The organism is Actinomycetota bacterium (assembly GCA_030684515.1).
Lineage (GTDB): Bacteria > Actinomycetota > Actinomycetes > S36-B12 > S36-B12 > UBA11398.
On record JAUXVJ010000016.1, the window covers coordinates 43,679 to 70,011 of the forward strand.

At 59.7% G+C, this 26,333-nt stretch carries 25 protein-coding genes; 13 read left to right on the top strand and 12 right to left on the bottom strand.

Annotated features, from left to right (window positions below; translation table 11 throughout):
- Positions 1-35: 35 nt before the first annotated feature.
- From Q8M73_06700 to Q8M73_06715, 4 genes are read left to right on the top strand one after another with little or no spacing between them, the layout of a single operon-like run.
- On the top strand, positions 36-887 hold the full coding sequence (locus Q8M73_06700) for a class III extradiol ring-cleavage dioxygenase (GenBank protein ID MDP2288239.1): 852 nt from the start codon (positions 36-38) through the stop codon (positions 885-887).
- Between the two features lie 14 nt (positions 888-901).
- Positions 902-1,822 carry a cation diffusion facilitator family transporter gene (locus Q8M73_06705; protein MDP2288240.1) on the top strand — a complete coding sequence of 307 codons (921 nt, stop codon included), beginning with the start codon at positions 902-904 and terminating at the stop codon, positions 1,820-1,822.
- Positions 1,815-4,115 (top strand): 5-amino-6-(D-ribitylamino)uracil--L-tyrosine 4-hydroxyphenyl transferase CofH, encoded by a 2,301-nt coding sequence (gene cofH / locus Q8M73_06710; GenBank protein ID MDP2288241.1) that lies wholly within the window; start codon positions 1,815-1,817, stop codon positions 4,113-4,115. Before Q8M73_06705 ends, cofH begins: the two co-directional genes overlap by 8 nt.
- A 6-nt stretch (positions 4,116-4,121) precedes the next feature.
- Positions 4,122-5,486, top strand: a complete 1,365-nt coding sequence (locus Q8M73_06715) for a cytochrome P450 (protein MDP2288242.1) — start codon at positions 4,122-4,124, stop codon at positions 5,484-5,486.
- Here Q8M73_06715 and Q8M73_06720 read toward each other — a convergent pair.
- Both Q8M73_06720 and Q8M73_06725 read right to left on the bottom strand, forming a co-directional pair.
- Positions 5,483-5,917, bottom strand: coding sequence for a CBS domain-containing protein (locus Q8M73_06720; protein MDP2288243.1), 435 nt, complete (start codon positions 5,915-5,917; stop codon positions 5,483-5,485). The two genes, Q8M73_06715 and Q8M73_06720, sit on opposite strands and share 4 nt — an antisense overlap.
- A 57-nt stretch (positions 5,918-5,974) precedes the next feature.
- Positions 5,975-6,772 carry an inositol monophosphatase family protein gene (locus Q8M73_06725; GenBank protein ID MDP2288244.1) on the bottom strand — a complete coding sequence of 266 codons (798 nt, stop codon included), beginning with the start codon at positions 6,770-6,772 and terminating at the stop codon, positions 5,975-5,977.
- On the opposite strand from Q8M73_06725, the gene Q8M73_06730 reads away from it, so the two are divergent.
- The gene (locus Q8M73_06730; GenBank protein ID MDP2288245.1) at positions 6,771-7,280 is read left to right on the top strand and encodes a hypothetical protein; all 510 of its coding nucleotides are present in this window, start codon (positions 6,771-6,773) and stop codon (positions 7,278-7,280) included. The genes Q8M73_06725 and Q8M73_06730 overlap by 2 nt on opposite strands.
- Here the strand turns inward: Q8M73_06730 and rsgA are convergent.
- Both rsgA and aroA read right to left on the bottom strand, forming a co-directional pair.
- Positions 7,274-8,302 carry a ribosome small subunit-dependent GTPase A gene (gene rsgA, locus Q8M73_06735; GenBank protein MDP2288246.1) on the bottom strand — a complete coding sequence of 343 codons (1,029 nt, stop codon included), beginning with the start codon at positions 8,300-8,302 and terminating at the stop codon, positions 7,274-7,276. The two genes, Q8M73_06730 and rsgA, sit on opposite strands and share 7 nt — an antisense overlap.
- A gap of 5 nt (positions 8,303-8,307) precedes the next feature.
- The gene (aroA, locus tag Q8M73_06740; protein ID MDP2288247.1) at positions 8,308-9,600 is read right to left on the bottom strand and encodes a 3-phosphoshikimate 1-carboxyvinyltransferase; all 1,293 of its coding nucleotides are present in this window, start codon (positions 9,598-9,600) and stop codon (positions 8,308-8,310) included.
- A 167-nt stretch (positions 9,601-9,767) separates the two neighbouring features.
- On the opposite strand from aroA, the gene Q8M73_06745 reads away from it, so the two are divergent.
- Together Q8M73_06745 and Q8M73_06750 are read left to right on the top strand one after the other, a co-directional pair.
- A complete protein-coding gene (locus Q8M73_06745; GenBank protein ID MDP2288248.1) occupies positions 9,768-10,349 on the top strand; it encodes a sigma-70 family RNA polymerase sigma factor in 582 nt (193 codons plus the stop codon).
- A 314-nt stretch (positions 10,350-10,663) separates the two neighbouring features.
- On the top strand, positions 10,664-12,100 hold the full coding sequence (locus Q8M73_06750; protein ID MDP2288249.1) for a histidine kinase N-terminal domain-containing protein: 1,437 nt from the start codon (positions 10,664-10,666) through the stop codon (positions 12,098-12,100).
- Here the strand turns inward: Q8M73_06750 and Q8M73_06755 are convergent.
- Both Q8M73_06755 and Q8M73_06760 read right to left on the bottom strand, forming a co-directional pair.
- Entirely contained in the window at positions 12,092-12,346 is a 255-nt protein-coding gene (locus tag Q8M73_06755) for a WhiB family transcriptional regulator (protein ID MDP2288250.1), read from the bottom strand. The two genes, Q8M73_06750 and Q8M73_06755, sit on opposite strands and share 9 nt — an antisense overlap.
- A 264-nt stretch (positions 12,347-12,610) precedes the next feature.
- Entirely contained in the window at positions 12,611-13,528 is a 918-nt protein-coding gene (locus Q8M73_06760) for a diacylglycerol kinase family protein (GenBank protein ID MDP2288251.1), read from the bottom strand.
- Positions 13,529-13,580: 52 nt separating this feature from the next.
- Here Q8M73_06760 and Q8M73_06765 point away from each other — a divergent pair, with 52 nt between their 5' ends.
- Positions 13,581-14,006 carry a hypothetical protein gene (locus Q8M73_06765; protein MDP2288252.1) on the top strand — a complete coding sequence of 142 codons (426 nt, stop codon included), beginning with the start codon at positions 13,581-13,583 and terminating at the stop codon, positions 14,004-14,006.
- Here Q8M73_06765 and Q8M73_06770 read toward each other — a convergent pair.
- The 3 genes from Q8M73_06770 to sodN all read right to left on the bottom strand — a co-directional run bounded on the left by Q8M73_06770 (position 13,992) and on the right by sodN (position 15,581).
- Positions 13,992-14,651: a sigma-70 family RNA polymerase sigma factor gene (locus Q8M73_06770; protein MDP2288253.1), complete on the bottom strand. Its 660-nt coding sequence runs from the start codon at positions 14,649-14,651 to the stop codon at positions 13,992-13,994. The genes Q8M73_06765 and Q8M73_06770 overlap by 15 nt on opposite strands.
- A gap of 17 nt (positions 14,652-14,668) precedes the next feature.
- Complete coding sequence (locus Q8M73_06775) at positions 14,669-15,043, bottom strand: anti-sigma regulatory factor (GenBank protein ID MDP2288254.1); 375 nt, start codon at positions 15,041-15,043, stop codon at positions 14,669-14,671.
- 136 nt (positions 15,044-15,179) lie between these two features.
- A complete protein-coding gene (gene sodN / locus Q8M73_06780; protein ID MDP2288255.1) occupies positions 15,180-15,581 on the bottom strand; it encodes a superoxide dismutase, Ni in 402 nt (133 codons plus the stop codon).
- Positions 15,582-15,660: 79 nt separating this feature from the next.
- Here sodN and sodX point away from each other — a divergent pair, with 79 nt between their 5' ends.
- Both sodX and Q8M73_06790 read left to right on the top strand, forming a co-directional pair.
- Complete coding sequence (sodX, locus tag Q8M73_06785; protein MDP2288256.1) at positions 15,661-15,972, top strand: nickel-type superoxide dismutase maturation protease; 312 nt, start codon at positions 15,661-15,663, stop codon at positions 15,970-15,972.
- Positions 15,973-16,015: 43 nt separating this feature from the next.
- A complete protein-coding gene (locus tag Q8M73_06790) occupies positions 16,016-16,990 on the top strand; it encodes a zinc-binding dehydrogenase (protein MDP2288257.1) in 975 nt (324 codons plus the stop codon).
- A gap of 5 nt (positions 16,991-16,995) precedes the next feature.
- Here Q8M73_06790 and Q8M73_06795 read toward each other — a convergent pair whose 3' ends face one another.
- Complete coding sequence (locus Q8M73_06795) at positions 16,996-17,178, bottom strand: DUF6104 family protein (protein ID MDP2288258.1); 183 nt, start codon at positions 17,176-17,178, stop codon at positions 16,996-16,998.
- Between the two features lie 2 nt (positions 17,179-17,180).
- Complete coding sequence (locus tag Q8M73_06800) at positions 17,181-20,858, bottom strand: multifunctional oxoglutarate decarboxylase/oxoglutarate dehydrogenase thiamine pyrophosphate-binding subunit/dihydrolipoyllysine-residue succinyltransferase subunit (GenBank protein ID MDP2288259.1); 3,678 nt, start codon at positions 20,856-20,858, stop codon at positions 17,181-17,183.
- Positions 20,859-21,071: 213 nt separating this feature from the next.
- Here Q8M73_06800 and Q8M73_06805 point away from each other — a divergent pair, with 213 nt between their 5' ends.
- Positions 21,072-22,442, top strand: coding sequence for a L,D-transpeptidase family protein (locus Q8M73_06805; GenBank protein MDP2288260.1), 1,371 nt, complete (start codon positions 21,072-21,074; stop codon positions 22,440-22,442).
- 25 nt (positions 22,443-22,467) lie between these two features.
- Positions 22,468-24,552 (top strand): alpha/beta-hydrolase family protein, encoded by a 2,085-nt coding sequence (locus Q8M73_06810; protein ID MDP2288261.1) that lies wholly within the window; start codon positions 22,468-22,470, stop codon positions 24,550-24,552.
- On the opposite strand, the gene Q8M73_06815 is transcribed toward Q8M73_06810, so the two are convergent.
- Positions 24,542-25,090, bottom strand: a complete 549-nt coding sequence (locus Q8M73_06815) for a lytic transglycosylase domain-containing protein (GenBank protein MDP2288262.1) — start codon at positions 25,088-25,090, stop codon at positions 24,542-24,544. The genes Q8M73_06810 and Q8M73_06815 overlap by 11 nt on opposite strands.
- Positions 25,091-25,137: 47 nt before the next feature.
- Here Q8M73_06815 and Q8M73_06820 point away from each other — a divergent pair, with 47 nt between their 5' ends.
- Positions 25,138-26,322 (top strand): DUF697 domain-containing protein, encoded by a 1,185-nt coding sequence (locus tag Q8M73_06820; GenBank protein MDP2288263.1) that lies wholly within the window; start codon positions 25,138-25,140, stop codon positions 26,320-26,322.
- Positions 26,323-26,333 lie beyond the last annotated feature (11 nt).

Genomic DNA, 26,333 nt, shown 5'->3' on the forward strand with positions numbered 1-26,333 from the left:
TTGGACGGGTTATCGAAAGTATTTCGGGAGGCATCATGGCAAGTGAGGGCGGCGAGGCATTTGACCTCTTTGAGGCGGACGCATTGCTCGCAAGTTCCGAGCAATCGGCTTGGGTGGACGGTGCATTGCCGAGCGTGTTCTTGAGCCATGGAGCCCCTCCGCTGTTCGATGACCCACTCTGGATGAGCCAATTGCATGCTTGGGCCTTGCGCATGCCTAAGCCGACCGGAATTGTGAGCGTCAGCGCCCACTGGGAGGCGCGACCCATCGCCGTGACGGCAGCAGGTCCGAGCACTCCTTTGGTGTATGACTTCGGAGGTTTTCATCCGCGCTTCTACAAGATGAAGTACGCAACTCCCGATGCTGCGAGATTGACCAAGCGGGTAGTGGACGAGCTGTCAGGGCTTGGGGCAGTCCGCCAGAGCAGCCGCGGCATTGACCACGGCACGTGGGTACCACTGAAGGTGATGTATCCGCTGGCTGATGTGCCTGTGGTCCAAGTCAGTCTTCCCACGCATGATCCGTCCCTGCTTCTGAATGTTGGAGAGCGGTTGAAGGCTCTGCGCAGCGAAGGCGTGCTGATCATCGGTTCAGGCTTCATGACGCACGGACTTCCGTACATCGACGCCAGCATGATCAGTGGAGCGGTCCCATCCTGGTCTTCCGACTTTGATTCATGGGTCCAGACAGCTCTGCAGGCTGGCGATCTGGACACCCTGGCCGGATACCTCCAGCAGGCACCGGGCTTGCCGTATGCCCATCCCACTGTGGAGCATTTCGTCCCGCTATTCGTCTCCTTGGGTGCTGCCGATGATCCGACTTCGGGCACGACGCAGATCGACGGTTTCTTCTGGGGTCTTTCCAAGCGCAGCCTGTCCTTCGCCTAAGCCATACTTCACAGGTGACCGCGCATCATCACGCCTCTGGCGTGCCACGGATGTCTACGGGGCAGATGCGTCGCCGTCTGGTCTACGCACTGTTGCTTTCGGCAAGTGTTCTGGTGATCTCTATTGTCGGCGGGCTGGTCTCGGGATCCTTGGCACTGCTGGCCGACGCCGGTCACATGCTCACCGATGTCACAGGCCTGCTGATCTCTTTGATCGCCCTTTCGCTAGCAGTGCGTCCGGCCACCCTGCAACGCACTTTCGGCTTGCAGCGCCTTGAGATCCTGGCAGCAGCCGCAAATTCGCTCCTGCTCTTCCTTGTTGCCGGGTGGATCACCTTTGAGGCTTGGCAGCGCTGGCAGGAGCCGTCATCCGTTGATGGACCACTGATGTTGGGCTTTGCGACCATCGGACTCATCGCCAACATTGTCGGCATGCGCCTATTGAGCGCTGGCGCGAAGCAGAACCTGAACCTCAAAGGTGCCTACCTTGAGATGATGGGTGACCTGTTGGGGTCGATCGCAGTGATCGTTGCAGCTGTGGTGATCTGGCTGACGGGATGGGATCGGATCGATCCACTGGCCTCTGTTGCAGTTGCCCTGATGATCGTTCCCAGAGCCTGGCTCTTGCTGAAGGAGACTCTGGACATCCTGCTGGAGACTACGCCTCGCAATCTGGATCTCAGTGAGGTGCGCACCCATCTTCTTGGTCAACCCAATGTTGTTGATGTCCATGACATGCATGCCTGGACCATCACTTCGGGCAAGGAGGTCATGAGTGCGCACGTGGTCGTGCGCACCCAGCAGCCAGCATGCGATACCGGCATCCTGTTGAATGACCTGCAGTCGTGCCTGGTTGGGCACTTCAACATTGCTCATTCGACCTTGCAGATTGAGCCGGAGGGCTTTGTGCATCCACCATCGGCAGTACATGAATAGCGGCCTGCTCTTGGGTTCCACGAGGGTCACCTATTCGCCCAAGGTGTTCATTCCGTTGACGACCTTGTGTCGTGATCGCTGCGGGTACTGCACCTTTGCCCAATCGCCGGCACATGTCGCGCCTTATCTGACGATCGAGCAGGTGGTGGAAATTGCTCGCGCAGGGGCCGAGGTTGGATGTCATGAAGCCTTGTTCACCCTGGGGGAGGCGCCTGAGGATCGCTATCCGGTAGCCCAGGCTTGGCTTGAAGAACACGGATACACATCGACCATCGACTATCTCGTAGCCGCCTGCCGAGCAGTACTTGACGAGACAGGCCTCCTGCCGCACGCCAATGCCGGCGCTATCTCCCGCGAAGACCTGGCGCGGCTTCGCAAGGTTGCCCCAAGTCAAGGCATGATGATTGAAACTCTGCGCGGAGACCTTGCCGCGCATCGAGGTGCACCTGACAAGACGCCAGAGCGACGCCTGGCAACCCTGGAGTTCGCTGGTGAACTGCAGATTCCATTCACAACGGGCATCCTGGTCGGCATTGGCGAGACACGTGCGGATCGCATCGAAGCCCTTGAGGCGATTGCGGCCGCGCACCAACGGCACGGACACGTTCAGGAAGTCATCGTCCAGAACTTCATGCCAAAGTCAGACACTGTCATGCGCCTGTGGCCAGCCTGCCCTGAGGCAGACCACCTGGACGCGATAGAGCTGGCCCGGGCGATCCTGCCGCCCGACGTGCACGTGCAGGCACCGCCGAACCTTGTCGAAGATGCTGGCGCGCTGCTTGAGGCTGGCATCGATGATTTCGGCGGCATCTCACCGATCACTGCCGATCACGTGAATCCTGAAAGACCTTGGCCGCACATCCAGGACCTGCGGACGATCGTTGAGGCCACGGGCCGCGCGCTGGTTCCACGCCTGACGATTCACCCCGAGTTCGCTCGCAATCCCGATCGGTGGATCGATCCGGATCTGCACTTCGCGGTGCAGGACCGTGGTGATGCTGAGGCCTTGGGCCGCGACGATGCCGGCGCATTCTTTCCTGAACGCTATGCCCAAGCAGTCAATGTCGGAACCGGACCAGAGGTCGTGCAGATCGGTCGTCGGTCGACTCCGTGGTACTCAGGCTCAGACCAGGTGCCCGGCATCCTGATTGCAGACAACCCTGCTCCTGATGTCGGCGGAGCTGTGGGCGAGGTCCTGGCTGGGGTGCGCGCCGGCCAGGTTCCAGATGAGGCCCAACTCGTTGCCTTGTTCGAATCGCGCGGAGCCGAGGTACTTGCGGTTGCTGGCCTCGCTGATGAATTGAGATCAGCAGTCTCCGGGGATGTGGTGACCTATGTGCGCAATCGAAACATCAACTACACGAACGTGTGCACCTTCAAGTGCACCTTCTGTGCGTTCTCGAAAGGGCCGGCAACGCTGAACCTGCGTGGTGCCCCGTACCTGCTCACCACAGGCGACGTCGTTGCTCGTGCAGTGGAGGCCGTTGAGCTTGGTGCCACTGAAGTGTGTCTGCAGGGCGGCATCCATCCGGACTTCAACGGGCAGACCTATCTGGACATTCTGGCGGGAGTGCGCGACGCAGCTCCGAGCCTGCACTTGCACGCCTTCTCTGCTCTTGAAGTGTGGGAAGGAGCCAGACGGCTTGGTATTCCACTGCGGGAGTTCCTCACCTCCTTGCGTGAAGCAGGCCTGAAGTCCTTGCCCGGTACTGCTGCTGAGATCCTCGATGATGAGATTCGCGCGATCATCTGCCCAGACAAGGTCAATACGGCCCAATGGCTGGAAGTGCACGAGACTGCACACGAAGTCGGGCTCCGCTCAAATGTCACGATCATGTTCGGCTCAGTTGAGCGACCCGTTCATTGGGCACGTCACCTGATTCGCACTCGCGAGCTGCAATCTCGCACAGCTGGCTTTACGGAGTTCGTCCCACTGCCGTTTGTGCATATGGCCGCACCGATCTACTTGAAGAAGGGCGCGCGTCGTGGTCCAACCTGGCGTGAAACCGTGCTGATGCATGCAGTCGGGCGAATCGCCTATCACGGCTGGATCGACAATGTGCAGGCCTCGTGGGTGAAGCTGGGCACAAGCGGTGCTCAGCAGTTGTTGCGCGCTGGTGTCAATGACCTCGGTGGAACCTTGATGGATGAGAACATCTCTCGAGCCGCCGGTGCAACGCACGGTCAGGGGATCAGCGTTGAAGACTTCGCGGCGATCGCTGAGCCGATCGGGCGCACGGTTCAGGAGCGCTCAACTCTGTACGCGCCACTCGGCGCCTCGCTGCTGGGCTGAACCCCAGTGCTCGAAGTTCCCAAGCGCTCCTACCTCGGCACTGCGGCGACGGCCCCGGGTCCTTCGGGACCGCAGATGCTTCCTGCGATGCTGCGTATTCGCAGAAATCCGCTGGAGTATCTGTACGGAGTCTGGCGCACATATGGAGACGTGGCACAGTTCCCAATCCCGCGTCCACCCAGTTACCTGATCAACGACCCGGCTGCGATTCGACGCGTTCTCGTTGATCGCGCCCGCGATTACACCAAGGACACATTGCAGTACCGCTCACTCGCGCTAGTTACTGGGCAAGGACTCTTGGCAAGCCAGAATCCACGCGAGCAACGCAAGATCCTGCAGCCAGCCTTCCATCACCAGGGCTTGGAGCCCTTGGTCGCGCACGTGGATCACTCGGGTCGTGAGCTTGCGGCGCAGTGGCAGCGATTGCCGAGCGGGGCAATGGTCGATGTCGAGCACGCCATGGCCACCGTTGCTCTACAGACCGTCGGGCATGCGCTCTTTGGTCAGGATCTGTCTGAGGATGCCGAGAAATTGGTTGCCGCCACATTGGACGGCCTTGATGTGGTGATCGCACGTGCGCGCACTCCCATATCGCCTCCCTCTTGGGTTCCAAGCCCACGCAATCGCCAGCTGGCGCGCGCCAATGAGGAACTTGATCGCACGGTGGTCAACTTGCTGCGCGCACGGAATTCAGAGCCGACAGGCACAACCGACGCCCTGGATTTGCTCATGCAGGCTCGGGATGAATCTGGGCAGGGCCTTTCGCCACGTCAGATACGCGATGAAATTGTCACGATGATCGTGGCCGGTCACGAAACCGTGGCTTCGGCGATGACCTGGTGCTTTGCGCTGCTTGCGGTGAATCCTGAAATTCAACAGCGACTGCGCAGTGAAGCGGACTCAGTCGTCTCCGATGGGCCCATAGGCATGTCTGAAATCGCCCGGCTGCCTTACGCACGAGCAGTTATCGATGAGGCGATGCGCATGTATCCACCCGCCTGGTTGATCACGCGCAAGTCATTGGTCGACGACGAACTGGCGCAGGCTGCAATTCCAGCTGGGTCTCTGGTGATCATGAGTCCCTATCTCGTGCACCGCCATCCGCAGTACTGGCCCCGTCCAGAATCCTTTGATCCGGAACGCTTCATGTTGGGCCAGTTCGACCGAAGCGCCTTCATTCCGTTCGGTGCCGGCCCGCGGCTGTGTATAGGCCGTGATTTTGCATACGCCGAAGCTGTGGCGTTGCTCGCCCGCCTGATCGTCCATTTCACATTTGCGTTCCCGACCGGCGTCCGCTTTCCCGGCTTTGATCCGGGCGTGACCATGCGTCCAATCGGTGGCTTGGTGCTGCAACTGACTCCTACCAGCTAGCCACCTTTGGTGATGTACTCCATCAGTGCAGATCGCTCGGTCTCAAGTTGATCCAGTCGCAACTTCACCAGATCTCCAATACTCACGATGCCGATGAGTGCAAGCGATTCGTCCACGATTGGCAGGTGTCTGACCCGTTGATTGGTCATCACCTCCATTGCATGCTCGACTGAGTCGCTCGCCAGCAGCGCGCAGACCTCATCGCTCATGACATCGGCGACGGGTGTTTGGGCCAGGTCGAGTCGATCGGCTATTGCCCTCACGACATCGCGCTCTGATGCAATGCCCAGAATGCGTGTGCCATCTTCTGAAACCACGGCAGCGCCGATGTTGTTCTCCGCCAGCACACTCGCCAGGCCCAGCGCCATGGCTCCGGGGCGAATAGTCACCACCTGAGTGCCCTTGTTATTGAGTATCGAGGAGAGTTGCATGTGACTCCAATCCGCAGCGGGATATCTGCATGCTCCTCCCTTATGCCTGGAAAGTCACTAGTGAAGAAGTTCCATCACCACTTCATGGAGCAGGCCATTGCTCGTCACGAGTGACCCACTCGCGATTGCGTCGCCACCATCGAGCGCGGTCGCCTGGCCACCGGCTTCGCGAACAATCGCTATGAGCGCTGCCATGTCCCAGGTGCCAAGCGCGGGCTCGGCGGCAATATCGACTGCGCCTTCAGCGACAAGCATGTGTGACCAGAAATCACCGTACGCCCGTTGGCGCCCCGTGGATTGGAGCAGCAGATCGAGTTGCCGGTCGGGCCATCCAGTGGAATCCGAGAAGGAGAACGATGCCGACGACAATGAGTCGATCTGGCTCACCCGGATTGGCGTGGGCCCTTGGGAGCCAAAACTTCGCCAGGCTCCACTGCCGGTGGCGGCCCACCATCGTCGCGCGAGCGCAGGAGCTGACACGACACCGAGACAGGGAACTCCGTCAATGCTCAGTGCGATCAGAGTCGCCCAGACGGGCACACCGCGCAGGTAATTCTTGGTTCCATCGATGGGATCCACGATCCATTGGCGCGCGTTTGAAGAATCTGTTGACCCGAACTCCTCACCAAGAATGGCGTCCGCGGGGCGGTGTTCGAGCAACATCGCACGCATTGCCTGCTCCGTTGAGCGATCCGCATCCGTCACGGGAGTGAGATCCGCTTTGGTGTCGACGTGCAGTGATGCCGAGCCAAAACGATCCATCGTGATCGCATCCGCAGCATCTGCCATCGTCAAAGCAAGAGCGAGATCCTTGGCGATGTTCACCTGGGCTTCCGCAGAAGTTGGTGTCGCCATGAGTCTGAATGTAGTGCTCAGCGGCCATGGCCTCGTAGGCTGCGTCGGTATGTCGGATCTGTTCACCATCGGTGGCCTGCCTCTGCACCCCCTTGTTGTGCATCTTGTTGTCGTCGTGGTGCCGATGACCTTTGCGGGTGCCTTCCTGATGGCTGTCTGGCCGAGATTCTCGCGACGTTTTGGCCCACTTATCGCCATCGGTGCGGCGCTGGGACTCGTGGGGGCAATCGTGGCGCGGCAGACGGGCGAGCAGTTGGCTCCTGTCGTGGGCGTCAGTGCAGATCACCTTGCGTGGGGCGGACGCGCTCCGTGGTGGATCGGGGCGTTCAGCATTGCCGTCATCGCCTTTTGGCTCGTTGACCGCGGCATTCCGGCGAATCGATCGCGCCCAGTGTGGGTCCATGTCTTTGCTGGGGTCATGGTGCTGCTCGGAGTCATTGCGCTCATTCAGGTGCTCGGAGCCGGGCACAGTGGTTCTGAATCTGTATGGGCTCCGCTGCTTCAGTAGGCGCCAGTCGACTCTGTTGGAGTCTGCGTGGGTTGAGTCAATAGGCGTCTCAGCGATAGCAGTCGTTCTTGCACGTTCACCGGCTGCTGTTCGATCCAGACATTGAGACCACAGTCGGGCTCGTCATGTGAACAGGCGCGTGGACAGTTGGCGATGCCGGCTTCGAGGTCAGGAAAGGCCTTGATGAACTGCTCGACATCCACGTGCGCGAGCCCAAAGGATCGAATACCAGGAGTATCGATAATCCATCCGCCACCAATGAGTGGAAGCGCAAGCGCACTGGTAGAAGTGTGCCGACCCTTGCCTGTCACGGTATTGACGTGTCCTGTACTTCGGGCTGAGCCCGGAACGATGGCATTGACGAGCGTCGACTTGCCGACGCCGGAATGACCGAGCACAACAGTGACTTCATTGGTCAAGGCCTCATGCAATTCAACGGGAGGGATCCGGCTTGTCACGGTGAACACCGGCAGGTCGAGTGGGCCGTACATCGAGTACAGCGCATCGGCGCTCGCCAAGTCAGTCTTGGTGATGATGAGGACGGGCTGAATTCCTGCGTCGAAGGCGGCAACAAGAGCTCGATCGATCAGGCCGAATGAAGGTTCGGGATCCGCGGTGGATGTCACGATGGCCATCTGGGACGCATTGGCAACAATGATGCGCTCGACCGGATCAACGTCGTCGGCCGTTCTGCGCAGATTTGAGCTGCGCTCCTGCCGCCGCACGATCCGAGCGAGGTCATCAGTCCCGGATGTATCAGAGCCGATGAGATCCACGAGATCGCCCACGACAATGCCCTTGCGACCAAGTTCGCGAGACTTGATGGCAAAGATCTGCTTGCCCATGGCGATCTCATTGTCGGCCGAGCTCAAGGCGACGGTGAAACGGCCTCGATCGACAGCGATGACCATGCCGGTCTCAGCTTCAAGGTGTGCAGGTCGTTCTTTGGTTCGAGGCCGCGACTTTGTGCGTCCAGGCCTTATGCGCACGTCGTCTTCGTCCCAGCGCTCGTGGGTCTTCATGCTTGTCACGGAGACGCGGAACCTTGGGCCATGGACTGCCAACGCCGAGCAAAGCCGGGCAAGGTCTTGTCTGTGGTCTCGATGTCTTCCACTTCAACGCCGCCAACATGCAATCCGATGATGGCGCCGGCAGTGGCCATCCGATGGTCGTGGTAGGTGGCAAAACGCCCGGCATGCAGGAAGCTCGGGCGAATATGCAGTCCGTCCGCAGTCTCCACAACATCGCCGCCGAGATGGTTGATCTCGCGTGTCAAAGCCGCCAGTCGATCAGTTTCATGCCCGCGCAGATGCCCAATGCCGCTGAAGCGACTTTCGCTTGTAGCGAGCGAGGCAAGTGCCGCAAGAGTCGGAGTCAATTCACCTACCTCGTTCAGGTTGACGTCAATGCCATGAATGTCATCTGACATGGAAGCAGTGAGCGCTCCTGATCTATGCGTAATGGTCGCACCCATCGCTCCGAGCAGATCTCGCAAAGCGTCACCAGCCTGCGTGGTGTGCGTTGGCCAATCAGGAACGGTGACCGCGCCTTTGGTGACAAGTGCAGCTGCGAGAAATGGTGCCGCATTGGAGAGATCGGGTTCGATGGTGCGATCCACCGCAAGAATCGGTTGCGGCGGGACCTGCCAGGTGTTGGCGCCCTCGCGCTGAACGATGACCCCGTGCTCGGCAAGCATGGCGATGGTCATCTCGATGTGTGGCTGACTTGGCACGGGATCGCCCACATGACGGATGCGCACGCCGGTGTCGAAGCAGGCGCCTACGAGCAGGAGGGCAGAGACGAATTGGCTCGAAGCCGACGCGTCAATGGTGATCTCTCCGCCGTGCAGTCGACCTTGGCCATGCACGGTGAATGGCAGTGAGTCGTCACCATCGATGGTGACACCCAGTGAACGAAGGGCGTCTAGCGTGGTGGCCATTGGCCGGCGGCGTGCGCCCTCGTCGCCGTCAAAGTGGATGTCACCGTGCGCCAATGACGCAACCGCCGGCACAAATCTCATAACGGTGCCCGCCAGGCCGACATCGATGGCTGCCGGGCCGTGCAGGGGAGCGGGGGTGATCCTCAGATTCGTGTTGCCCACCTCGGAGCGCTCGACTATCTGAATGCCCACGCCGAGCCCTTGAAGCGCTGCGATCATCAGCCGGGTGTCACGAGCGTCCAATGCTTGGAGAATCGTGCTTGGACGGTCGGCTAGAGCGGCCAGAATGAGCGCGCGGTTGGTGGCCGATTTTGATCCGGGAACTCGAACTGTCGCGTGAATGGGCGCGATGGCGCGCGGCGCTGCCCAATTCGGCGTCATAGAAGCAGTCATCGCCTCAAGGGTAGTGCTCAACTTGGCTCATGGGCGCCCTCGAGGCCGGGAATACCATCAGTTGAGTAGGCGTTCATATGGATGTGTCGGGTACTGGGGTGCTGAGTGTGCTGGGTTACGTCAAGTTGGATCCCAGTGTCGTAGGCTCTATCGCGATGACGAGTGAAAGCAAGGACGAAAAGGCTGCGCGCTTCGAGCGTGATGTGATGCCCTTCCTTGATTCTCTCTACGGAGCGGCGCTGCGCATGACTCGCAATCCCGCTGATGCTGAGGATCTTGTTCAAGAGACCACGCTAAAGGCATTCTCGGCCTTTGACTCATTCACCGAAGGCACCAACCTGCGTGCTTGGCTCTTTCGGATTCTTACGAATAGCTATATCAATCAGTACCGCAAGAAGCAGCGTCAGCCTTTCCAGACGAGCGCCGACGAGCTGACTGATGGAGAACTCAATGAAGTCGGTGAGCACCTGGGCATGCGCTCGGCAGAAGCCGAGGCTCTGGATCATCTCGCTGACGCAGAGATCGTTGATGCGCTCGCCGCGCTTCCCGATGATTTTCGAATGGCTGTGTACTTGGCCGATGTCGAAGGCTTCGCCTACAAGGAGATCGCCGAAATCATGGAGACTCCTGTTGGCACGGTGATGTCGCGATTGAGTCGCGGTCGCAAGCTTCTGCGTGAACTGTTGCGCGAGTACGCTGCCGAGCGCGGCTTCGTGGCACAGGAGGTGAGTTCATGAGCTGCGGAAATCATCACGACGTGCCGTGCGTAGAGGTCTTGTCATTGATGTGGGTCTACATTGACAACGAGATTGACGATGGTCACCGCATTGAGGTCACTGTGCACTTGCAAGAGTGCCCGCCATGCGCTGACCACTTCACAGCCGAGCAGCTTGTGCAAGCTCGTATTCGTCGTTGTTGCACAGAAGCTGAAACGCCTCAAGATCTTCGCTCCCGAATCGCCAGTGAGATTCAGGCGAGTTTGCGTTCAAACTGAGCTTGTCGCCGCGTCGTTTCACACTCCCTTAATAATCTCCGCGTACGCTCAACGGCTGTGGGCACCGTCCAGGAACTAGCCGAGGAACGCACCGATCTTCACGCTGAAGAAGTCGAGCGTCTGCAGCAAGTCGTGGGCGCCTGGGGCCTCATCGCGGACCTCTCGTTGAGCGATCTCGTGCTGTGGGTGCCCACGTGGAACAACGCAGGCGCATTGGCGGCCGCTCTCGTTCGTCCAACAACGGCCAGCACAACGGTTGAAGAGGATCTTGTGGGTCGATTCGTTCCGAGAGGACGCCTGCCTGAGATCGATCAGGCGCTGCACTTTGGTCGCGCAGTCGGCAATGCCTTTCCAATCAAGTCCTCACAAGAGCCTGGTGCCCGCGTCATCGGAATCGTGGTGCGCTCCTCGTCCCCAGCCTCGCGCGTGGCCGGTCATCTTGAAGAGGTCTATCTGCGCTGCTCCGAGGATCTCCTGCACATGTTGGTGGCCGGTGATTTTCCGCCGCCTGAGTTCGCAGGGGAGACCAGCGATTCGCCTCGGGTCGGGGACGGTCTATTGCGTCTGGATGGTGACGGGACCGTGACCTATGCCAGCCCCAACGCCATGAGCGTGCTTCGTCGACTTGGCTTGGCGGCTGAGCTGGTTGGCGTGGATCTGGCCACCTTGCTCGTTCGGCTTTCCCATCGGCACGGTCCGATGGATCAAAACCTGGCTCTTATCGCCAGTGGCCGGATAGCCGGCCAATCTGAAGTGGAGAATGCCCGAGCAGTTGCGCTGGTACATGGCATTCCCCTTGGAGCCCCTGGGCGCGAATCCGGAGCGCTCATCCTTGTTCGCGACATCACGGACGTACGTCGACGTGAGCGCGCGCTGATGTCGGCGGACACCACTATCAGAGAAATCCACCACAGGGTGAAGAACAACCTGCAAACGGTGGCAGCGCTCCTGCGAATGCAGGGCCGTAGGGCCCAAAGTGATGAAGCTCGATTGGCTTTGGGTGAGGCTGAGTTGCGGGTGGCTGCCATTGCTGTGGTCCATGAAACCCTCTCGCGGCAGATCGATGAAGCCGTGGAGTTCGATGAAGTGACTGATCGGATCGTTCAGCTCGTCCGCGATCTGGCTCCGGCATTGGGCAGTTCTAAGGCGCCAAGGATTGAGCGAGTCGGCTCAGCGGGCCTGCTCGGCGCTGAGGTGGCGATGCCTCTGGCGATGTGCGTGTCTGAATTGCTCCAGAACGCTGTCGAACATGCGCAGGCTTCGCAAATCGAGGTGCGGGTCAGCCGTGAGCCGGATGCACTGATCGCCTGTGTGTGTGACAACGGCGTGGGCATGCCAGCACAGTTGGCTGCAAACGAAGACGGAGCCGGCGGACTGGGCCTGCAGATTGTGCACTCGCTGGTAGCCGAGCTCGACGGCTCTGTTCAGATTTCCGTGGAGTCCGGAACCTCTGTAAAGATCACAGTGCCGATCGAAGGGGAGAATCTAGATTGAGCCTCGTGCGCGAAGTCGGGCATTGCGACGCTTGAGCGCGCGTCGCTCATCCTCGCTGAGGCCGCCCCAGACGCCAGCATCCTGGCCTGTCTCAAGGGCCCATCGAAGGCATTCATCGACGACGGAACAACGACGGCAGACTGCTTTGGCTTCCTCGATTTGAACCAACGCGGGTCCGGTGTTTCCAATCGGGAAGAACAGCTCTGGATCTTCGTCTCGGCAGGCTGACTCGTGTCGCCAGTCCATGCGCACTCAACTCCATCATCAAAAAGGGCACTGGGGTCACCAGTGCTCGTGATTGCTTTCACGTACCCCGGCCATCGGAAGGGGGCGACCCTGGGGTCTCCTGGTCGTCCCTTGGAGGAAGGCGGCCGGTGCCGATCAGCAACGGGCGAAGTAAAGGGTTACATGGGTGGGCTAGCCGCGCAAGGGGCGCGCCCAAAAATCGCCGCTCCCAGGCTGTCACCTTCATCACAGACGCGGCTTTATTCCGCTTTGAGGGGAATTTTCCTAGACAACGACCGTCAGCGCTGCCGGTTCTGAGGAGAATCTGACTTCAGTGACCTCCCCCATCCCCTCACCGTCGATTTGAAATGCCATCGGTTTCAGGGCACTGATGCGGAATTCCTGCTCGTCGTGCCAGGCAATTACTGACGACAGGGCGCTGGGAGTGCGCTGGACGAGCAGCCTTCTGGTGCTCTGCAAGGCGGTGGGCACGTCGATCTTGCGCAATGCGAACAGGTCGAGTCCGCCATTGAAGTCCGCTGCGGGACACATCTGGATGGGCCAATTGCCCAAGTACGTCCACGGGGCGGTGTTCTGGACCAAGCTCAGGTACACGTCTTGGACCACGAGCTCGCCTCGGGTCAGGGTCAGTTGCGGCACTCGATTTCGGGCTGATTTGATCATGGTGGCGGCCATCGTCGTGAGATAGCGAGACGGGGACGCCTTGCGCCCTCGCCGGCGCTTGTGCTCCATCGCCGCGATCACCTCGGCATCAAGACCGACACCAGCATTGACGGTGAACCAACGATCATTGGCCCGCCCAAGGCCAATAGTGCGCTTACGACCCTGCTTGATGCCCTCCAGCAGATGTGCGCCAGCTTCGACAAGGTCATTGGGGATGCCCAGGGCGCGGGCAAACACATTGGCGCTGCCACCAGGAAGGGTGGCAAGTTGCGTTCGCGGAGCGGCGCCGCCGGTGATCAGTCCATTGACCACTTCGTTGATGATTCCGTCGCCACCGACGGTGATCACCACATCCAGATCTGCCTCGCGTGCCTGCCTTCCCAGCTCGATTCCGTGGCCGCGATGCTCGGTGGTCGCCACTTCAAGTTGCAAGGCGTCGGCAAAGGCATGGATCACCAGATCGGTCATCCGGCGTGAAGTCGTAGTTGCCTGCGGATTGACGATCAGCAGCGCGCGCACGTGGGCACCCTAGCGAGGCCGACGCCAGCGCGCTGAACCGTAGAGTGAGCCCGTGTCCGCCCCTCGCCCTTTCCTCCTCCTGGGCGCGCTTGCCGCGCTTGAGGGCCTGGCTCTTCTTGCCTACGCCGTCATCGTGGCGATCAATGCGGTGTCCGGGAGTAGCTATGGGGTGATCGGCAACTCGACTTCAGCAATGATCATCGAGATTTCCATATTCACGGTGCTCGGATTGGGACTGCTGAAAGTCGCCCATGGCTGGATTCGCATGAGTCGCTGGGCGCGGGGCCCATTCATCATGGCGCAATTGATAGGGCTAATGGCCGGCATCAGTTTTATCTTCAGCGGAGCTTCAGAGCAGGTAGTTCCTGGGTTGGTGCTTGCGATTCCGTCGGTGCTTGGCCTGGTTCTGTCCTTCAGTCCCGTGGTTTTGCAGACGTATTCGGCCTCATACACACGTCCAGGCTCAGACGTCGACTAGCGGTCCACGTAGCTGTGCGGTTGCCCGTGTGATGATCCGTGAGACCTGCATCTGAGATATCTGCAGATCCTGAGCTATCTGAGTTTGTGAGCGCCCGCGATAGAAGCGTTGCTCAATTACCAGTCGGTCAAGGGCGGGAAGTGTGGCCAGCGCTTGGCGCACGGCCATTCGAGTCTCCACCTGTTCCAGATCCTCATCGAGACTGCCAAGTTCACCCAGTGAGGAATCCTCGGAGTCCAAACTCAGCGACACATGCGCGTGATTGGCCTCGATGGCCTCCAACACATAATCCTGGCTGGAGCCCAGTTCGCGAGCGATCTCGGCAATGGTGGGCGAATGCCCGAGTGACTGTGTCAATCGGTCAACGGCGCGAGCGACTCGAGCCGAAGATTCTTGAAGTCGACCGGGCACTTTGACACTTGTGGATTGATCTCGCAGGTAGTGACGAATCGCCCCAGCGATCGAAGGTACGGCGTAACTGCTGAATGAGTTGCCTAGGCCTGCGTCGAAATTGTCAACGGCACGGATGAGTCCGACGGTCCCCACCTGCACGAGATCCTCGTAGTCAGCTGCGGATCGAAAACGGCTGGCAACATGATGCACAAGTCCCAGGTGCTCGGCTATCTGCTGCTCGCGGGCATCCATGTCGAAAGGAATGCGATCTAGACACTGACCTCTTGGGATTCTTTGACTCGCACATGGATGCTGAGTCGACCATCGCTCACCTCTGCTTGCAGTTCATCGGCGAGTGCGCTGAGAACAGTCCACGAAAAAGAGTCGGTTGGCAGCTGGGTGTCCAGGACTGTGGGGCCAGAAAGCACGAAGCGAAGATCGTTTGGAGCTTCACTGAATGCGCATTCAATCGTTGCATCGACCTGGGAATAGGAGACGACCTGAGCGAAAGCCTCGTCGATCGCCAAGCGCGCATCCTCGAGGCGGTCGTAACTGAGATCACAACGTGCCGCCATGGCTGCCGCAGTGGTCCTCAGCACGCCCGCGTAACTGGCTGCGGCAGGAAGATTGATCAGTACCGTCATCGTGACTCCCCGAGATGGCTTTGCTCAAAGCGTAGATCGCGTTCTTGAGGCAGGGAATCATTGGCCAGCCGTGTCGGAAGCTGCAAAAGAATCGGGCTCGAGGCGTGAATCCGCCTCGAGCCCGATTCGAAGGTCACTATGCGGCCTTGGTCTCCCAGAAGATGACGGCGATCTCGTCGATCTTTGCGAGCAGTTCGTCGGCTACAGCAACATCGGTTGATCCCTTGGTTCCGCCTGCGCCGGCAAGCTTGGTGGCCTGGTTGAACAATTCGTTCAAGTTCGGGTACTTCTCAAAGTGCGGTGCCTTGAAGTAGTCGGTCCACAGCACCCAGAGGTGCTCCTTGACCATGGTGGAACGGTCGTCCTTGATGCGGATTGCACGCGCCTTGAAGTCTGGATCCTCAGAGCCGTGGTACTTCTGAATGCAGGCTTTGACAGATTCGGCTTCAAGTCGCGCTTGTGCTGGGTCATAGATGCCACATGGCAGGTCGCAGTGTGCGTATGCCGTCTGGTGGGGTGTGAATACTCGGGTAAACATCAACCGTCCCTTTCGTTGGGGAGAAATCCTTCCTCAGCCTAGTGCGGATGTCGCACCTGAGTTGAGGAAGGATGGGGCAATGCTTGGGTTCACAGCAATTGCGATCGCCGGCGCTTCGATGGAGCCCGCACTTCGCTCTGGACAGTGGTGGCTCGTGCGTCGTACCAAGAATGTTCGACCTGGTCAGATGATTGTGTTCTGGCATCCCCTCCGCGTTGATCTGCTCACCGTGAAGCGCGTAGACCATCGCCAGGCAGCCGGTTGGTGGGTAGTCGGCGACAATCCTGCTGCCAGCGATGACAGTCGATTCTTCGGTGCTGTTGATCCACAGCGAGTGGTCGGTTACCTGGTTCTGCGCTACCGACCGATGGCGGCCTTGGCTCGAACCTGAGGTTGACCGGATCTGATGGCTACTGCGCCGATACGCTCGCGGCATGTTTGCTGTCTATGCGTCCGGCGTGAATGCCGAGGATCCCCTGTCCTGCCTGTCTCTCGGTGAGTTTCAGGCACCACCGACCCCGGAAGACTGGGTCACGGTCAACGTGAAAGCCGTCAGCGTCAATCATCATGATCTATGGGCCCTTCGGGGTACCGCGCTGACAGCCGACCAAGCGCCGATGATTCTTGGCACCGATGCGGCCGGCATCACCGAAGATGGGCGCGAGGTGATTGTTCATGGCGTCATTGGAGACCCTGCCAAGGGCCGAGGCGATGAGACCTTGGATCCCAAACGCTCACTTCTCAGCGAGATCTACCCAGGCACGATGGCGGCGCAAGTGCGTGTGCCTGCACGCAATCTCATCGACAAGCCTGCTGAGATCAGTTGGGAAGAAGCAGCATGCCTTCCGACAGCTTGGTTGACGGCCTACCGCATGCTCGTGACGAAGTCAGGTGCGCAGAAGGGTGATCTCGTTCTCGTGCAGGGAGCCGCCGGCGGCGTGGCTACCGCGGCAATCGTCTTGGGCAAGGCACTTGGCCTGCGCATCTGGGTGACATCGCGCGACGAGGACAAGCGCGCCTGGGCCAAGAACCTGGGAGCTGAAGAGGCCTTCGAGACTGGGGCTCGGCTGCCTGAGAAGGTAGACGCAGTTGTCGAGTCAGTGGGCGAGGCCACCTGGTCGCATTCACTGCGCTCGCTACGCCCGGGCGGCACCATCGTTACGTGTGGAGCAACCTCTGGCGGGGCTGCCAACGCCGATCTGAATCGGGTGTTCTTCCTTCAACTGAAGGTGGAAGGCTCCACGATGGGCACAGCCGAGGAGCTGCGCGGGCTGGTAGAGCTGCTGGTGTCGTCTGGCGCGCGCCCGGTCATCGATCGCGTCCTGCCCATCAGTGAAGCCGCTGAGGCGTTTGCTGTGATGAACAACGGTGAGGTTCGCGGAAAGATTGTGCTGACAGTCGGGGAGTAATCGGATCAGTCGTCATCCGGATCGTCATCAAGCCGTGCCAGCCAGGTTGCCAAGCGTTCGATAGGGACCTCGTGCTCGGGGTGCATGTTGACGAACTCACTCATGCGTTCTGCCAGCCACTCAACACTGATCTGCTCCTCGCCTCGGCGGGTAAGGAGTTCTTCTATTCCGCGATCAGTGAAGTACATGCCTAGCTCCGGGGAGCGAAGGCCTGCTCGATGAGGGCGCGTTGCTCGAGCTCATGACGAGCATGAGTGCCCACTGCAGGTGAGGACGAGGCCGGACGGGTTACTCCAGCAATCGTCCGGTTCAGCATCGCAGGCAAGTTCAAGTTCATGAAGCTCCATGCTCCTTGATTGGCCGGCTCTTCCTGCACCCACCGAAGATCTGCACCCTCCATGCCCTCAAGAGCCAGAGGAAGTGTTTTGCGTGGCAGTGGGTACAAGCGCTCCATGCGGACGATCGCCACGTCGGTAGCGCCGATCTTCTCGCGGTGTGCCACCAGGTCGTAGTAGACCTTGCCACTGCACAGCAGCACAGTCTTTGCATCAGCTCGGTTGACCTTGTCGTCACCGATCACTGCGCGGAAGTGCCCATTCAGGAAGTCGGCCTTGCTCGAGACTGCATGCTTGGCGCGCAACAGAGATTTGGGCGTGAATACCACCAATGGACGGGTGAGTTCGCTGGCCACCTTCCAACGCAGGAGATGGAAGTACGAGGCAGGCGTCGTAGGCATCGCAACGGTCATGTTGTCCTGTGCGCACATCTGCAGGAATCGCTCGATGCGTGCCGACGAGTGGTCAGGTCCCTGACCCTCGAATCCGTGCGGCAAGAGCAAGGTGAGCGAGGACTTCTGCCCCCATTTCTGTTCGCCGGAAGAGATGAATTCGTCGATGATGGTCTGCGCGCCATTGGCGAAGTCACCGAACTGCGCCTCCCACAGCACCAGCGCATCTGGACGAGCAACTGAGTAGCCGTATTCGAAGCCCATGGCCGCGAACTCACTGAGGAGTGAGTCGTAGATGTAGAGCTTTGCGTCGCCGCGGTAGCACTGCTTCAGTGGCTTGTACTGCCAACCTGATTGGCTGTCCACGATCACGCCATGGCGATGACCAAAGGTGCCGCGACGTGAGTCCTGCCCAGCAAGGCGAATCGTTCGACCGTCCATGAGCAGCGAACCGAAGGCCAAGGCCTCTCCCATGCCCCAGTCGATCGCGTCGTCAGCAACCATCTGCTCACGTCGTGCCAGTTGCGGCTGCAAGCGTGGGTGCACTGAAAAGTTCTCAGGCATCTGCAGCTGCGAGGCGATGACCGTGTCGATCTGCTCTTGAGTGATCGAGGTGTCAACTTCATACGCAGGTCGTTGGCGCACCAACTGGCGACTGCCGGTTTCGACAATGTCCTGTTCGGATTCGCTGAATGCCTTGCCTGGATCGCTGTGCGTCTCCTGGAAGATCCGCTCAAGTTCACCCTGGAAGTGCTTCAGGGCTTCTTCGGCCTCTTCCACGGAGATGTCGCCGCGACCGATCAATGACTCGGTGTAGTGCTTGCGCACCGAGCGCTTGTTATCGATGATCTTGTACATCAGCGGCTGTGTCAGTGATGGGTCATCAGCCTCGTTGTGACCGCGGCGTCGGTAGCACACCAGATCGATGACAACATCCTTGTGGAACTTCTGACGGAAGTCGTAGGCAAGGCGCGCGATGCGTACGACGGCTTCCGGATCATCGCCATTGACGTGGAAGATCGGCGCCTGAATGGTGCGCGCCACATCGGTGGAGTAGACCGAAGACCGGCTGTAGCGCGGGCTCGTCGTGAAGCCCACTTGGTTGTTCACCACGATGTGAATCGTGCCCTCAGTCCGATAGCCCTGAATCTGTGACATCTGCAGGGTCTCGGCAACTACGCCTTGACCTGCGAAGGCGGCATCGCCGTGCATCAGGATCGGCAGGATCCGACTTGTCTCATCGCGTGGAAGACGATCCTGCTTTGCCCGCACGATGCCCTCGAGCACTGGGTTGACTGCCTCAAGGTGCGAGGGATTGGCCGCGAGATAAACGTCAGTTGTTGCCCCGCTGGGTGCGGTGAACTGTCCGGTGGTGCCGAGGTGGTACTTCACATCGCCGGAGCCTTGCACCGACTCCGGGCCGAAATCACCCTCGAATTCGCGGAAGATCTGTGCGTAGGACTTTCCGGCAATGTTGGTGAGCACATTCAGACGGCCGCGGTGCGGCATCCCGATTGCGACTTCGAGCAGGTGCTCATCGGCAGCCCCGATCAGGATCGCATCGAGCAGCGGAATGAGGGAATCGCCACCTTCCAGACTGAAGCGCTTTTGACCCACGTATTTGGTCTGAAGGAAGGACTCCAGAGCTTCAGCCTCATTGAGCTTGTGAAGGATGCGCAGTTGCTCTTCGCGATCCGGGCGCACGTGTGGCCCCTCGATCTGGCTCTGGATCCAGGTGCGCTGCTCTGGATCCTGGATGTGCATGTATTCGATGCCCATCGTGCGCGTGTACGAGTCGCGCAGCACTTTCAGGATCTCGCGCAGTTTCATCAATGGCCGACCACCGAAGCCACCCGTGGGGAATACCCGATCCAGATCCCACAGGGTCAAGCTGTGCGACATCGTGTCCAGGTCTGGATGAGATGGCTGACGAGCTTCGAGGGGATCAGTGTCGGCCAGCAGATGTCCCCGCACGCGGTAGGCGTGGATGATCTCCTGTACACGCGTGGCCTTGCTCAGATCCGACTCATGGTTGGCAGAAATATCCTTGGCCCAACGAATGGGCTCATAGGGAATCCGCAATGCCCGGAAGATCTCGTCGTAGAAGCCATCTTCGCCCAGGATCAACTGATGAATGCGACGCAGGAATTCACCGGACTGGGCACCCTGAATGATGCGGTGGTCGTAGGTGGAGGTGAGAGTCAAGATCTTCGAGACCGCATTGCGGGCGATCGACTCCTCGGAGGCGCCTTCCCATTCGGCCGGGTATTCGAGTGAACCGACGCCAACGATGCATCCCTGACCCGCCATGAGCCGCGGTACTGACAAGTTGGTGCCGATACCGCCTGGGTTGGTCAGTGACAAGGTCGTGCCAGCGAAATCGTCGACAGTCAACTTGTTGTTGCGAGCCTTGCGGACGATCTCTTCGTAAGCCGCATGGAACTGCGAGAAGTCCATGTCCTGCGCACCCTTGATGCTGGGCACGAGCAACTGCCGGGAGCCATCTGCTTTGGTCTGGTCAATTGCAAGACCGAGGTTGATCGCTGAGCTGGACACGAGCGCGGGCTTGCCATCTACCTCAGTGAAATGCCCATTCATCGCTGGGATGTCAGCAACGGCACGCACCACGGCGTAGCCGATCAGGTGGGTGAAGGACACTTTGCCACCGCGCGTGCGCGCCAGATGGTTGTTGATGACAGTGCGGTTGTCCTGGAGTAGTCGAGCAGGCACGGCGCGAACGCTCGTAGCAGTGGGCACCGCAAGGCTGGCTTCCATATTTGTGACGACTCGTGCGGCTGGACCCTTGAGGACAGCGGTGGCGGATTCACCCGCTACTTCAATCTTCGGCACTGTGGCGGGTGATGACGCAGTCGGATAGGTCGCAGACGAGGCACTCGGCGGAACTGCAACTGGCGGGGCCACCACTGGCGCAACGAGCGCGGGATCTGTCTCAGGGCTCACGCTTTCGGGCGCTGGCTGGAAACCTGTGGAAGCGGCGTTCAGCGTCGGTGGTTCACCGGGGGCCCCGGGGGAGTAGTCCTGAAAGAACTCCCACCAGATCGGATCGACTTTGCTTTTGTCCTGTCGATACAGGTCGTAGAGCTCATCTACGAGCCACTCGTTGGCGCCAAAGGTGTCCATGGATTCCGTGGCCACTGAAGATCCTCTCGCACCGAAGTGCTCGTTTCGTCGAATAGATGATGCATGCAGACTGTTTTGTTGCGCGCACCAACGCAGAAGCGCCTTCGCAAGAGTAGTCGCTCTGGGCTCAGGTGCCCACATATATAGGACGTAATCCGCGTCTCAATCCAGCCCAGTTTTGGATCGCGCTGCTGCGCGACTTACAGTGAGGGAGTGCTGCTCCCACGCTCTGGTCGACTCGGTCTGGCCTCCGTGCTGGCCGCGGGCTTTTTGGCGATCGGCGTGCCGGCCCAGGCTGCCCCTCCGTTCCCCGATGCTCCGAGCATTGCCTCGGTCACTTCTGTTGGCAGCGGATCACTGCAGATTGCCTATGTCCTGCAGTTGAGTGCCGCGGTCCCGCCCGTGACAGAAGTGCAGGTCACGTCCAATGGAGGCAATACCTGGAGCGCGTGCGGCCAGACCTTGGGCTTGTGCGTGGTGAGTGGACTCACTGATGGCGTGAAGTACATCGTCGCCTTGCGCGCGGTCAATGAGGTCGGTGCCGGGCCGATGAGTGCGCTCGGCTCGGGCGTGCCTACCTTGCCGATCGCCCTTGATACCGACAAGCTGACCAAGCTGCCCAAGTCTCGAATCATGATCACCGGGAAGTTTGATGGGGCGGCCAACAACCTTGGCGTCGATGCATCTGACACCCGCGTTGGTATCGGCACCCTGCCGAAGTTGACCTTCAGCCGAGACATTCCCAACAAGGCAGTCGTTGAGCGGCACCTGACGGTGTCGGCCAAATCCGACTCGACTGGGCTGACGCAGGTTGTTCCGGGTGCTTGGGCTTGGCAGAGCAATCGTTCGGTCATGTTCCGCCCTACTACTTTTTGGCCAGGGCATGCAACGATCACCATCACTTCCTCGCTGGACTCGGCGAATCTGGGCATCTCTGGTGGCGCGACCTTGGTCGGCACCTCTTCGCTGGGAACTACGTACTCCTTCAAGACGGCTCGCTCCTTCATTGGACGAGTCAATGGAGCCTCGACTTTGATGACGGTGTACATCGATGGCGTGAAAGTGAAGACCTTCAAGATCTCACTTGGCGGACCAAACTGGCGTACGCGTAATGGAGTCAAGGTGGTCAGCACCCAGAAAGAGCCATTCAAGACGTACCGCAGCACCTCGCTTGGGATCACCGACCCATCGGAGCAGTACTCGCTCGATGCTCGGTGGAATACACGCGTGACACCGTCAGGGGAGTTCATCCATGCTGCGCCGTGGGCTACTGGACGCTTGGGTCGATACAACGGCTCGCACGGCTGCACGAATATGTTCGAATCAGATGCCAAGTGGATCTACGAGAACACGATCCCTGGCGACGTCTTCATCTACTCGAACACTCTCGGCAATCTGGCAGAGCCAGGCAATGGGCCAGGTGGGCTGTGGAATGTCGCGTGGGCCAACTGGCTGAAGAAGTCTGCCCTGAAGACCCATGTTGCAACTCCGACCATGCCGCCGCCGGTCCCGGTGCCAACTCCGGTGCCTTCACCCACGGTGACGGCTGTGCCCACGCCTACTCCGACAACTGTGAGCACCTAGACCTTCCTACTGGCAGGATTGCGCCATGGTGACCATCAATAGGGTCGTGTTGTCGCTGGGCCACAATCGACCGCTCGCAGAACGTGTTGCATTATTCGCTGCAGCAGCAGCGGTCGGCCCCTCATTTGAACCCGGGCTCCAGCCTCGCAAGACCATTGATCAGGCAATTGCCACAGGAGTGATCTCAGCAACCACGCTTTCCTTGGTAACGGCCGCGGAGAGCACCATCGAATCTCTCGGCAACCGTCTCACGCGCAATCGCGCGGAGGCCTCTGATGGCAGCGCTTCGGCTTCCCGTCTGGCATTCACCGTTGGCACAAATCTCGCGGTGGCAGGTCTGACCGAAGGCCTGTCCCGTCTTTTGCCCCCACACGAGGACGAGAAGCTTCGACGAGGTCTGGCTCGCGTGGCCGCGCAGCGATCTTCTCGTGTGGCTCTTGCAGGTGCCGCACTCAGCGCCATCATCGGATCACTGGACCTGCTGGCACAGAAATCCCCACGCATGGGCTGGACAAGGATGCTGCCCATTCCGCTGGCTGCGGGCGTTGGTGCTTCAGCCTTTGAAATTCGTCGCGTACACCGCCGTGCCGCGGAACACGGAGATGCCACGATTGCCAAAGTCTCCACTCGCAATTCGGTCTTGATCGCTCTGGGAGTCGGCGCGGGCGTGATCACTCTGCAAGCCGGCGAGCGTCTTATGGCCACCCAGGTCTCGCGAGGCCTGACCAGGATTGCGCCGAGCTACGACGAAGTTGCAAACCCGGTTGGCCACCTGGTCGCGCTGGGCTTGCTTGGCGGTCTGCTCGGCGGAGGATACGAATATCTCACTCGGCGAGTTGAGCAAGGCGGCGCGGCCATTGAGCCGGCATACGAAACCCCGCCGTCCAGTCCATATGTGTCCGGAAGTCCTGACAGTCTGGTCTCCTTCCAGAGCCTTTCTCGCGAGGGCCGTCGCTTCACGAACATGGTGCTCACTCCGACTGAAATCCAAGACGTCATGGGTCAGCCAGCAGTGGCCGATCCCATCCGGCTGTTCGTTGGTCTGGATTCAGCCAGCGTCATCGAGGATCGAGTCGAGACCCTGCTCGACGAGCTGGTGCGCACCAAGGCCTTCGACCGAGAGGTGCTGGTCTTTGCCTCGCCAACAGGTTCGGGCTACATCAACTATGTCCTGGCCGAGACTCTTGAGTATCTGACTCGCGGCAACAGCGCTATCTGCACAATGCAGTACTCGATGCTGCCATCGTCCATGTCGCTGACACGTACCGGACTTGCCGTCGAGCAGAACCGCGCAGTGATGTACGGCATCACGGGCTATCTGCGTGGCTTAGCCCCTGAAAGGCGACCCAAGTTCGTGCTGTTTGGTGAGAGCCTGGGAGCGCTCACCACTCAAGATATCTGGAAGCACCGCACGGTTGAAGCCATCGAACGAGATTTCATCCACTCTTCGATTTTCTTGGGCACCCCCTCGGCAACGGAGTTCGCGAAGGCCTGGCGCCTGGATAGGACCAGGGTCGACCCGGAGGGCCTGATGGTCGAACTCGACAACTACGGCGAGTACCTCGATTTGCCGGCCGAACAGCGCGACAAGGTTCGGCATCTCTTGTTGAGCCACTATGACGATCCGATTCCGAAATTCGGCACCAATTTGCTGCTGCGTCAGCCTTGGTGGCTTGGCCCGCAGGACGCACGCCCGGTCGGCGTCCCGAAGTCTTCGCGTTGGCGCCCTGGCACCACATTCGTCTTGACCGCCATAGACCTCATCAATGCTATGGATGTCGTGCCGGGGACCTTTGGTCGCCGCGGCCATGACTATCGCGAGGACATTGCCAGGTTTGTGTCGTCTGTCTATGACCTGCCCTGCACGCCAGAGCAGCTACTCAGCATCGAAACCGCACTTCGCACGCGGGAACTCCAGTGGGCTCAACGGCGGGTGGTGACCGAGCAAGTGGCCCGTGCGAAGGAAGCGCTCATCAGAGAGATGAAGACCTGGGGCACATCCAATGACTCGGAGTCAATGACAGACGAAGTATGGGCAGAGTTTGTCGGTTCAGCTCAAGGGGAGTTTTCCAGTGGTGCATCGACACAATCGCAGGCACCTACCAGTTGATTGATTTCGCATTTTCAAGGATTTTTCGCACATAGGCCTGCGTCTCGGGAAACGGTGGCACCCCTTCGTAACGCCGCACAGCCGAATATCCGGCGTTGTAGGCGGCCAAGGTGTTCGCAAGGCGATTGCCGGGTACCCCTTTTGTCAATTGACGGTTCTTGCAGTTCAGCTCAGCGGCTGAGGGAATGGCATCTTCGGGATCCCAGACACTGATTTGACCATCGCCATTGGCGTCCAAGCCGTATTGCTCCCAGACGGCAGGCATGAACTGCGCGATACCCCGAGCGCCCGCTGGACTCGTGGCCCTGGCATTCCAACTGCTTTCGGCTGCAATTTGGGCGGCGAACACTTCGGCAGGAATGCGCGGGCAGCGTTCGGCGGCACTCAGTACCAGCGCGCGATACTCGCTGGGCACCTGCACGGGCCCCATGAGGCCATATCTCTTGGCCGTGGAGATGCCCAGCATCACAGCACCCACAGCGAGGACGAGTACCAGGCCCAGAATTGCGATCGACCTCAGTCGATGAGTCGTTCGCATTCGTACACGGTAACTCCTTTGCGGGCTTGACCGCGTACCGTGGCCTCGTGGCAGATGATGCGAGCGCAAGGGTCCCAGACCTCACGCGCCCACAAGTTGAGTCGATGTTCGAAAAGCGACTGGCCGAAGCCTTCGCCGCGCTTGGGCTGTTCAACCTGCTCGTTGTCGGCAAGACGGGCGTGGGCAAATCCACCCTCGTCAATACGATGTTTGGCAGCGAAGTTGCTCGCACAGGCGTAGGCGAGCCGGTAACCAAAGGACTCACGCACTATCGACTGCCGGACGGATTCCTTGGCCTGTATGACGCCGAGGGATTTGAAACCGGTGTCGCTGGCAATGTGATTCTTGACGGCTTGCGTTCCGTCGTTGCGCAGAACGCCAGGCAACCAGCAGAACAACGCATTCATGCAGCGTGGTATCTCGTTCGATGGTCGGACCGCAGATTCGAACAGGCGCAAGTGGACTTTGTGCGCGAACTGGCCCGACTTGGACTGCCGGTCATCATCGTCATGACGCAGGTACCGACCAGAGCCGGAGAGATTCACCCGGAAGCTCTGGAATTCGCTGAATACATCGATGGTCTCTCATTGCCGATTGCTGGCTCCACTGTTCTCACTAATGCGCTCGCTGATGCTTTCAGTGGCGCACCAGTATTTGGCGTTCAGGATCTGCTCGATGCCACGTACCTTGTCGTGCCCGACGCTGCCGAGAAGGCACTTACAGCCGCGCAGAAGATTGATATCGGACGTAAAAAAAAAGCAGTAGACGCCATCATTAATCAGGCGTCCGCGGTGGCCGCAGGTATCGGCGCGACACCGATCCCATTCGCAGATGCTGCACTCCTTGTGCCAAATCAGATCACCATGATCGCTCGCATCACAGCCGCTTATGGGCTGCCGCCCAGTCGCGCACGTGCAATGTCCTTGGCCGGTTCAATTGTCTTGACGGGCGGAGCGACTCTGGCAGGTCGTTATGCCGTGACCAATCTGCTGAAGTTTGTTCCGGGCGGAGCAGTGGCGGGGTCAGCGATCTCAGCGACGATTGCCGCCTCCATGACCAAGGCAGTCGGACTCGCATGGGCGCGTGTATGCGAACTCGCGCTGGCAATGGACGACGATGCGCGTGACCGATTTTGGAGCAGCGGTGCCGTTGCTGAGCAATTCATTGTTTTCTTTAAGCAGAACTCGGGTTCAGGGGCAAGGATGATGCAGCGGCTCACCAAGCGCGCATAATCTAAGCCAGT

Excerpts from the sequence above, each read along its gene's own strand:
- Q8M73_06700 (MDP2288239.1), top strand. The coding sequence starts at position 36 with ATGGCAAGTGAGGGCGGCGAGGCATTTGACCTCTTTGAGGCGGACGCA.
- cofH (MDP2288241.1), top strand. The coding sequence starts at position 1,815 with ATGAATAGCGGCCTGCTCTTGGGTTCCACGAGGGTCACCTATTCGCCC.
- Q8M73_06720 (MDP2288243.1), bottom strand. The coding sequence starts at position 5,917 with ATGCAACTCTCCTCGATACTCAATAACAAGGGCACTCAGGTGGTGACT.
- Q8M73_06730 (MDP2288245.1), top strand. The coding sequence starts at position 6,771 with ATGAGTCTGAATGTAGTGCTCAGCGGCCATGGCCTCGTAGGCTGCGTC.
- Q8M73_06725 (MDP2288244.1), bottom strand. The coding sequence starts at position 6,772 with ATGGCGACACCAACTTCTGCGGAAGCCCAGGTGAACATCGCCAAGGAT.
- rsgA (MDP2288246.1), bottom strand. The coding sequence starts at position 8,302 with ATGAAGACCCACGAGCGCTGGGACGAAGACGACGTGCGCATAAGGCCT.
- aroA (MDP2288247.1), bottom strand. The coding sequence starts at position 9,600 with ATGACGCCGAATTGGGCAGCGCCGCGCGCCATCGCGCCCATTCACGCG.
- Q8M73_06745 (MDP2288248.1), top strand. The coding sequence starts at position 9,768 with ATGACGAGTGAAAGCAAGGACGAAAAGGCTGCGCGCTTCGAGCGTGAT.
- Q8M73_06755 (MDP2288250.1), bottom strand. The coding sequence starts at position 12,346 with ATGGACTGGCGACACGAGTCAGCCTGCCGAGACGAAGATCCAGAGCTG.
- Q8M73_06770 (MDP2288253.1), bottom strand. The coding sequence starts at position 14,651 with ATGGATGCCCGCGAGCAGCAGATAGCCGAGCACCTGGGACTTGTGCAT.
- Q8M73_06775 (MDP2288254.1), bottom strand. The coding sequence starts at position 15,043 with ATGACGGTACTGATCAATCTTCCTGCCGCAGCCAGTTACGCGGGCGTG.
- sodN (MDP2288255.1), bottom strand. The coding sequence starts at position 15,581 with ATGTTTACCCGAGTATTCACACCCCACCAGACGGCATACGCACACTGC.
- sodX (MDP2288256.1), top strand. The coding sequence starts at position 15,661 with ATGCTTGGGTTCACAGCAATTGCGATCGCCGGCGCTTCGATGGAGCCC.
- Q8M73_06790 (MDP2288257.1), top strand. The coding sequence starts at position 16,016 with ATGTTTGCTGTCTATGCGTCCGGCGTGAATGCCGAGGATCCCCTGTCC.
- Q8M73_06795 (MDP2288258.1), bottom strand. The coding sequence starts at position 17,178 with ATGTACTTCACTGATCGCGGAATAGAAGAACTCCTTACCCGCCGAGGC.
- Q8M73_06800 (MDP2288259.1), bottom strand. The coding sequence starts at position 20,858 with ATGGACACCTTTGGCGCCAACGAGTGGCTCGTAGATGAGCTCTACGAC.
- Q8M73_06810 (MDP2288261.1), top strand. The coding sequence starts at position 22,468 with ATGGTGACCATCAATAGGGTCGTGTTGTCGCTGGGCCACAATCGACCG.
- Q8M73_06815 (MDP2288262.1), bottom strand. The coding sequence starts at position 25,090 with ATGCGAACGACTCATCGACTGAGGTCGATCGCAATTCTGGGCCTGGTA.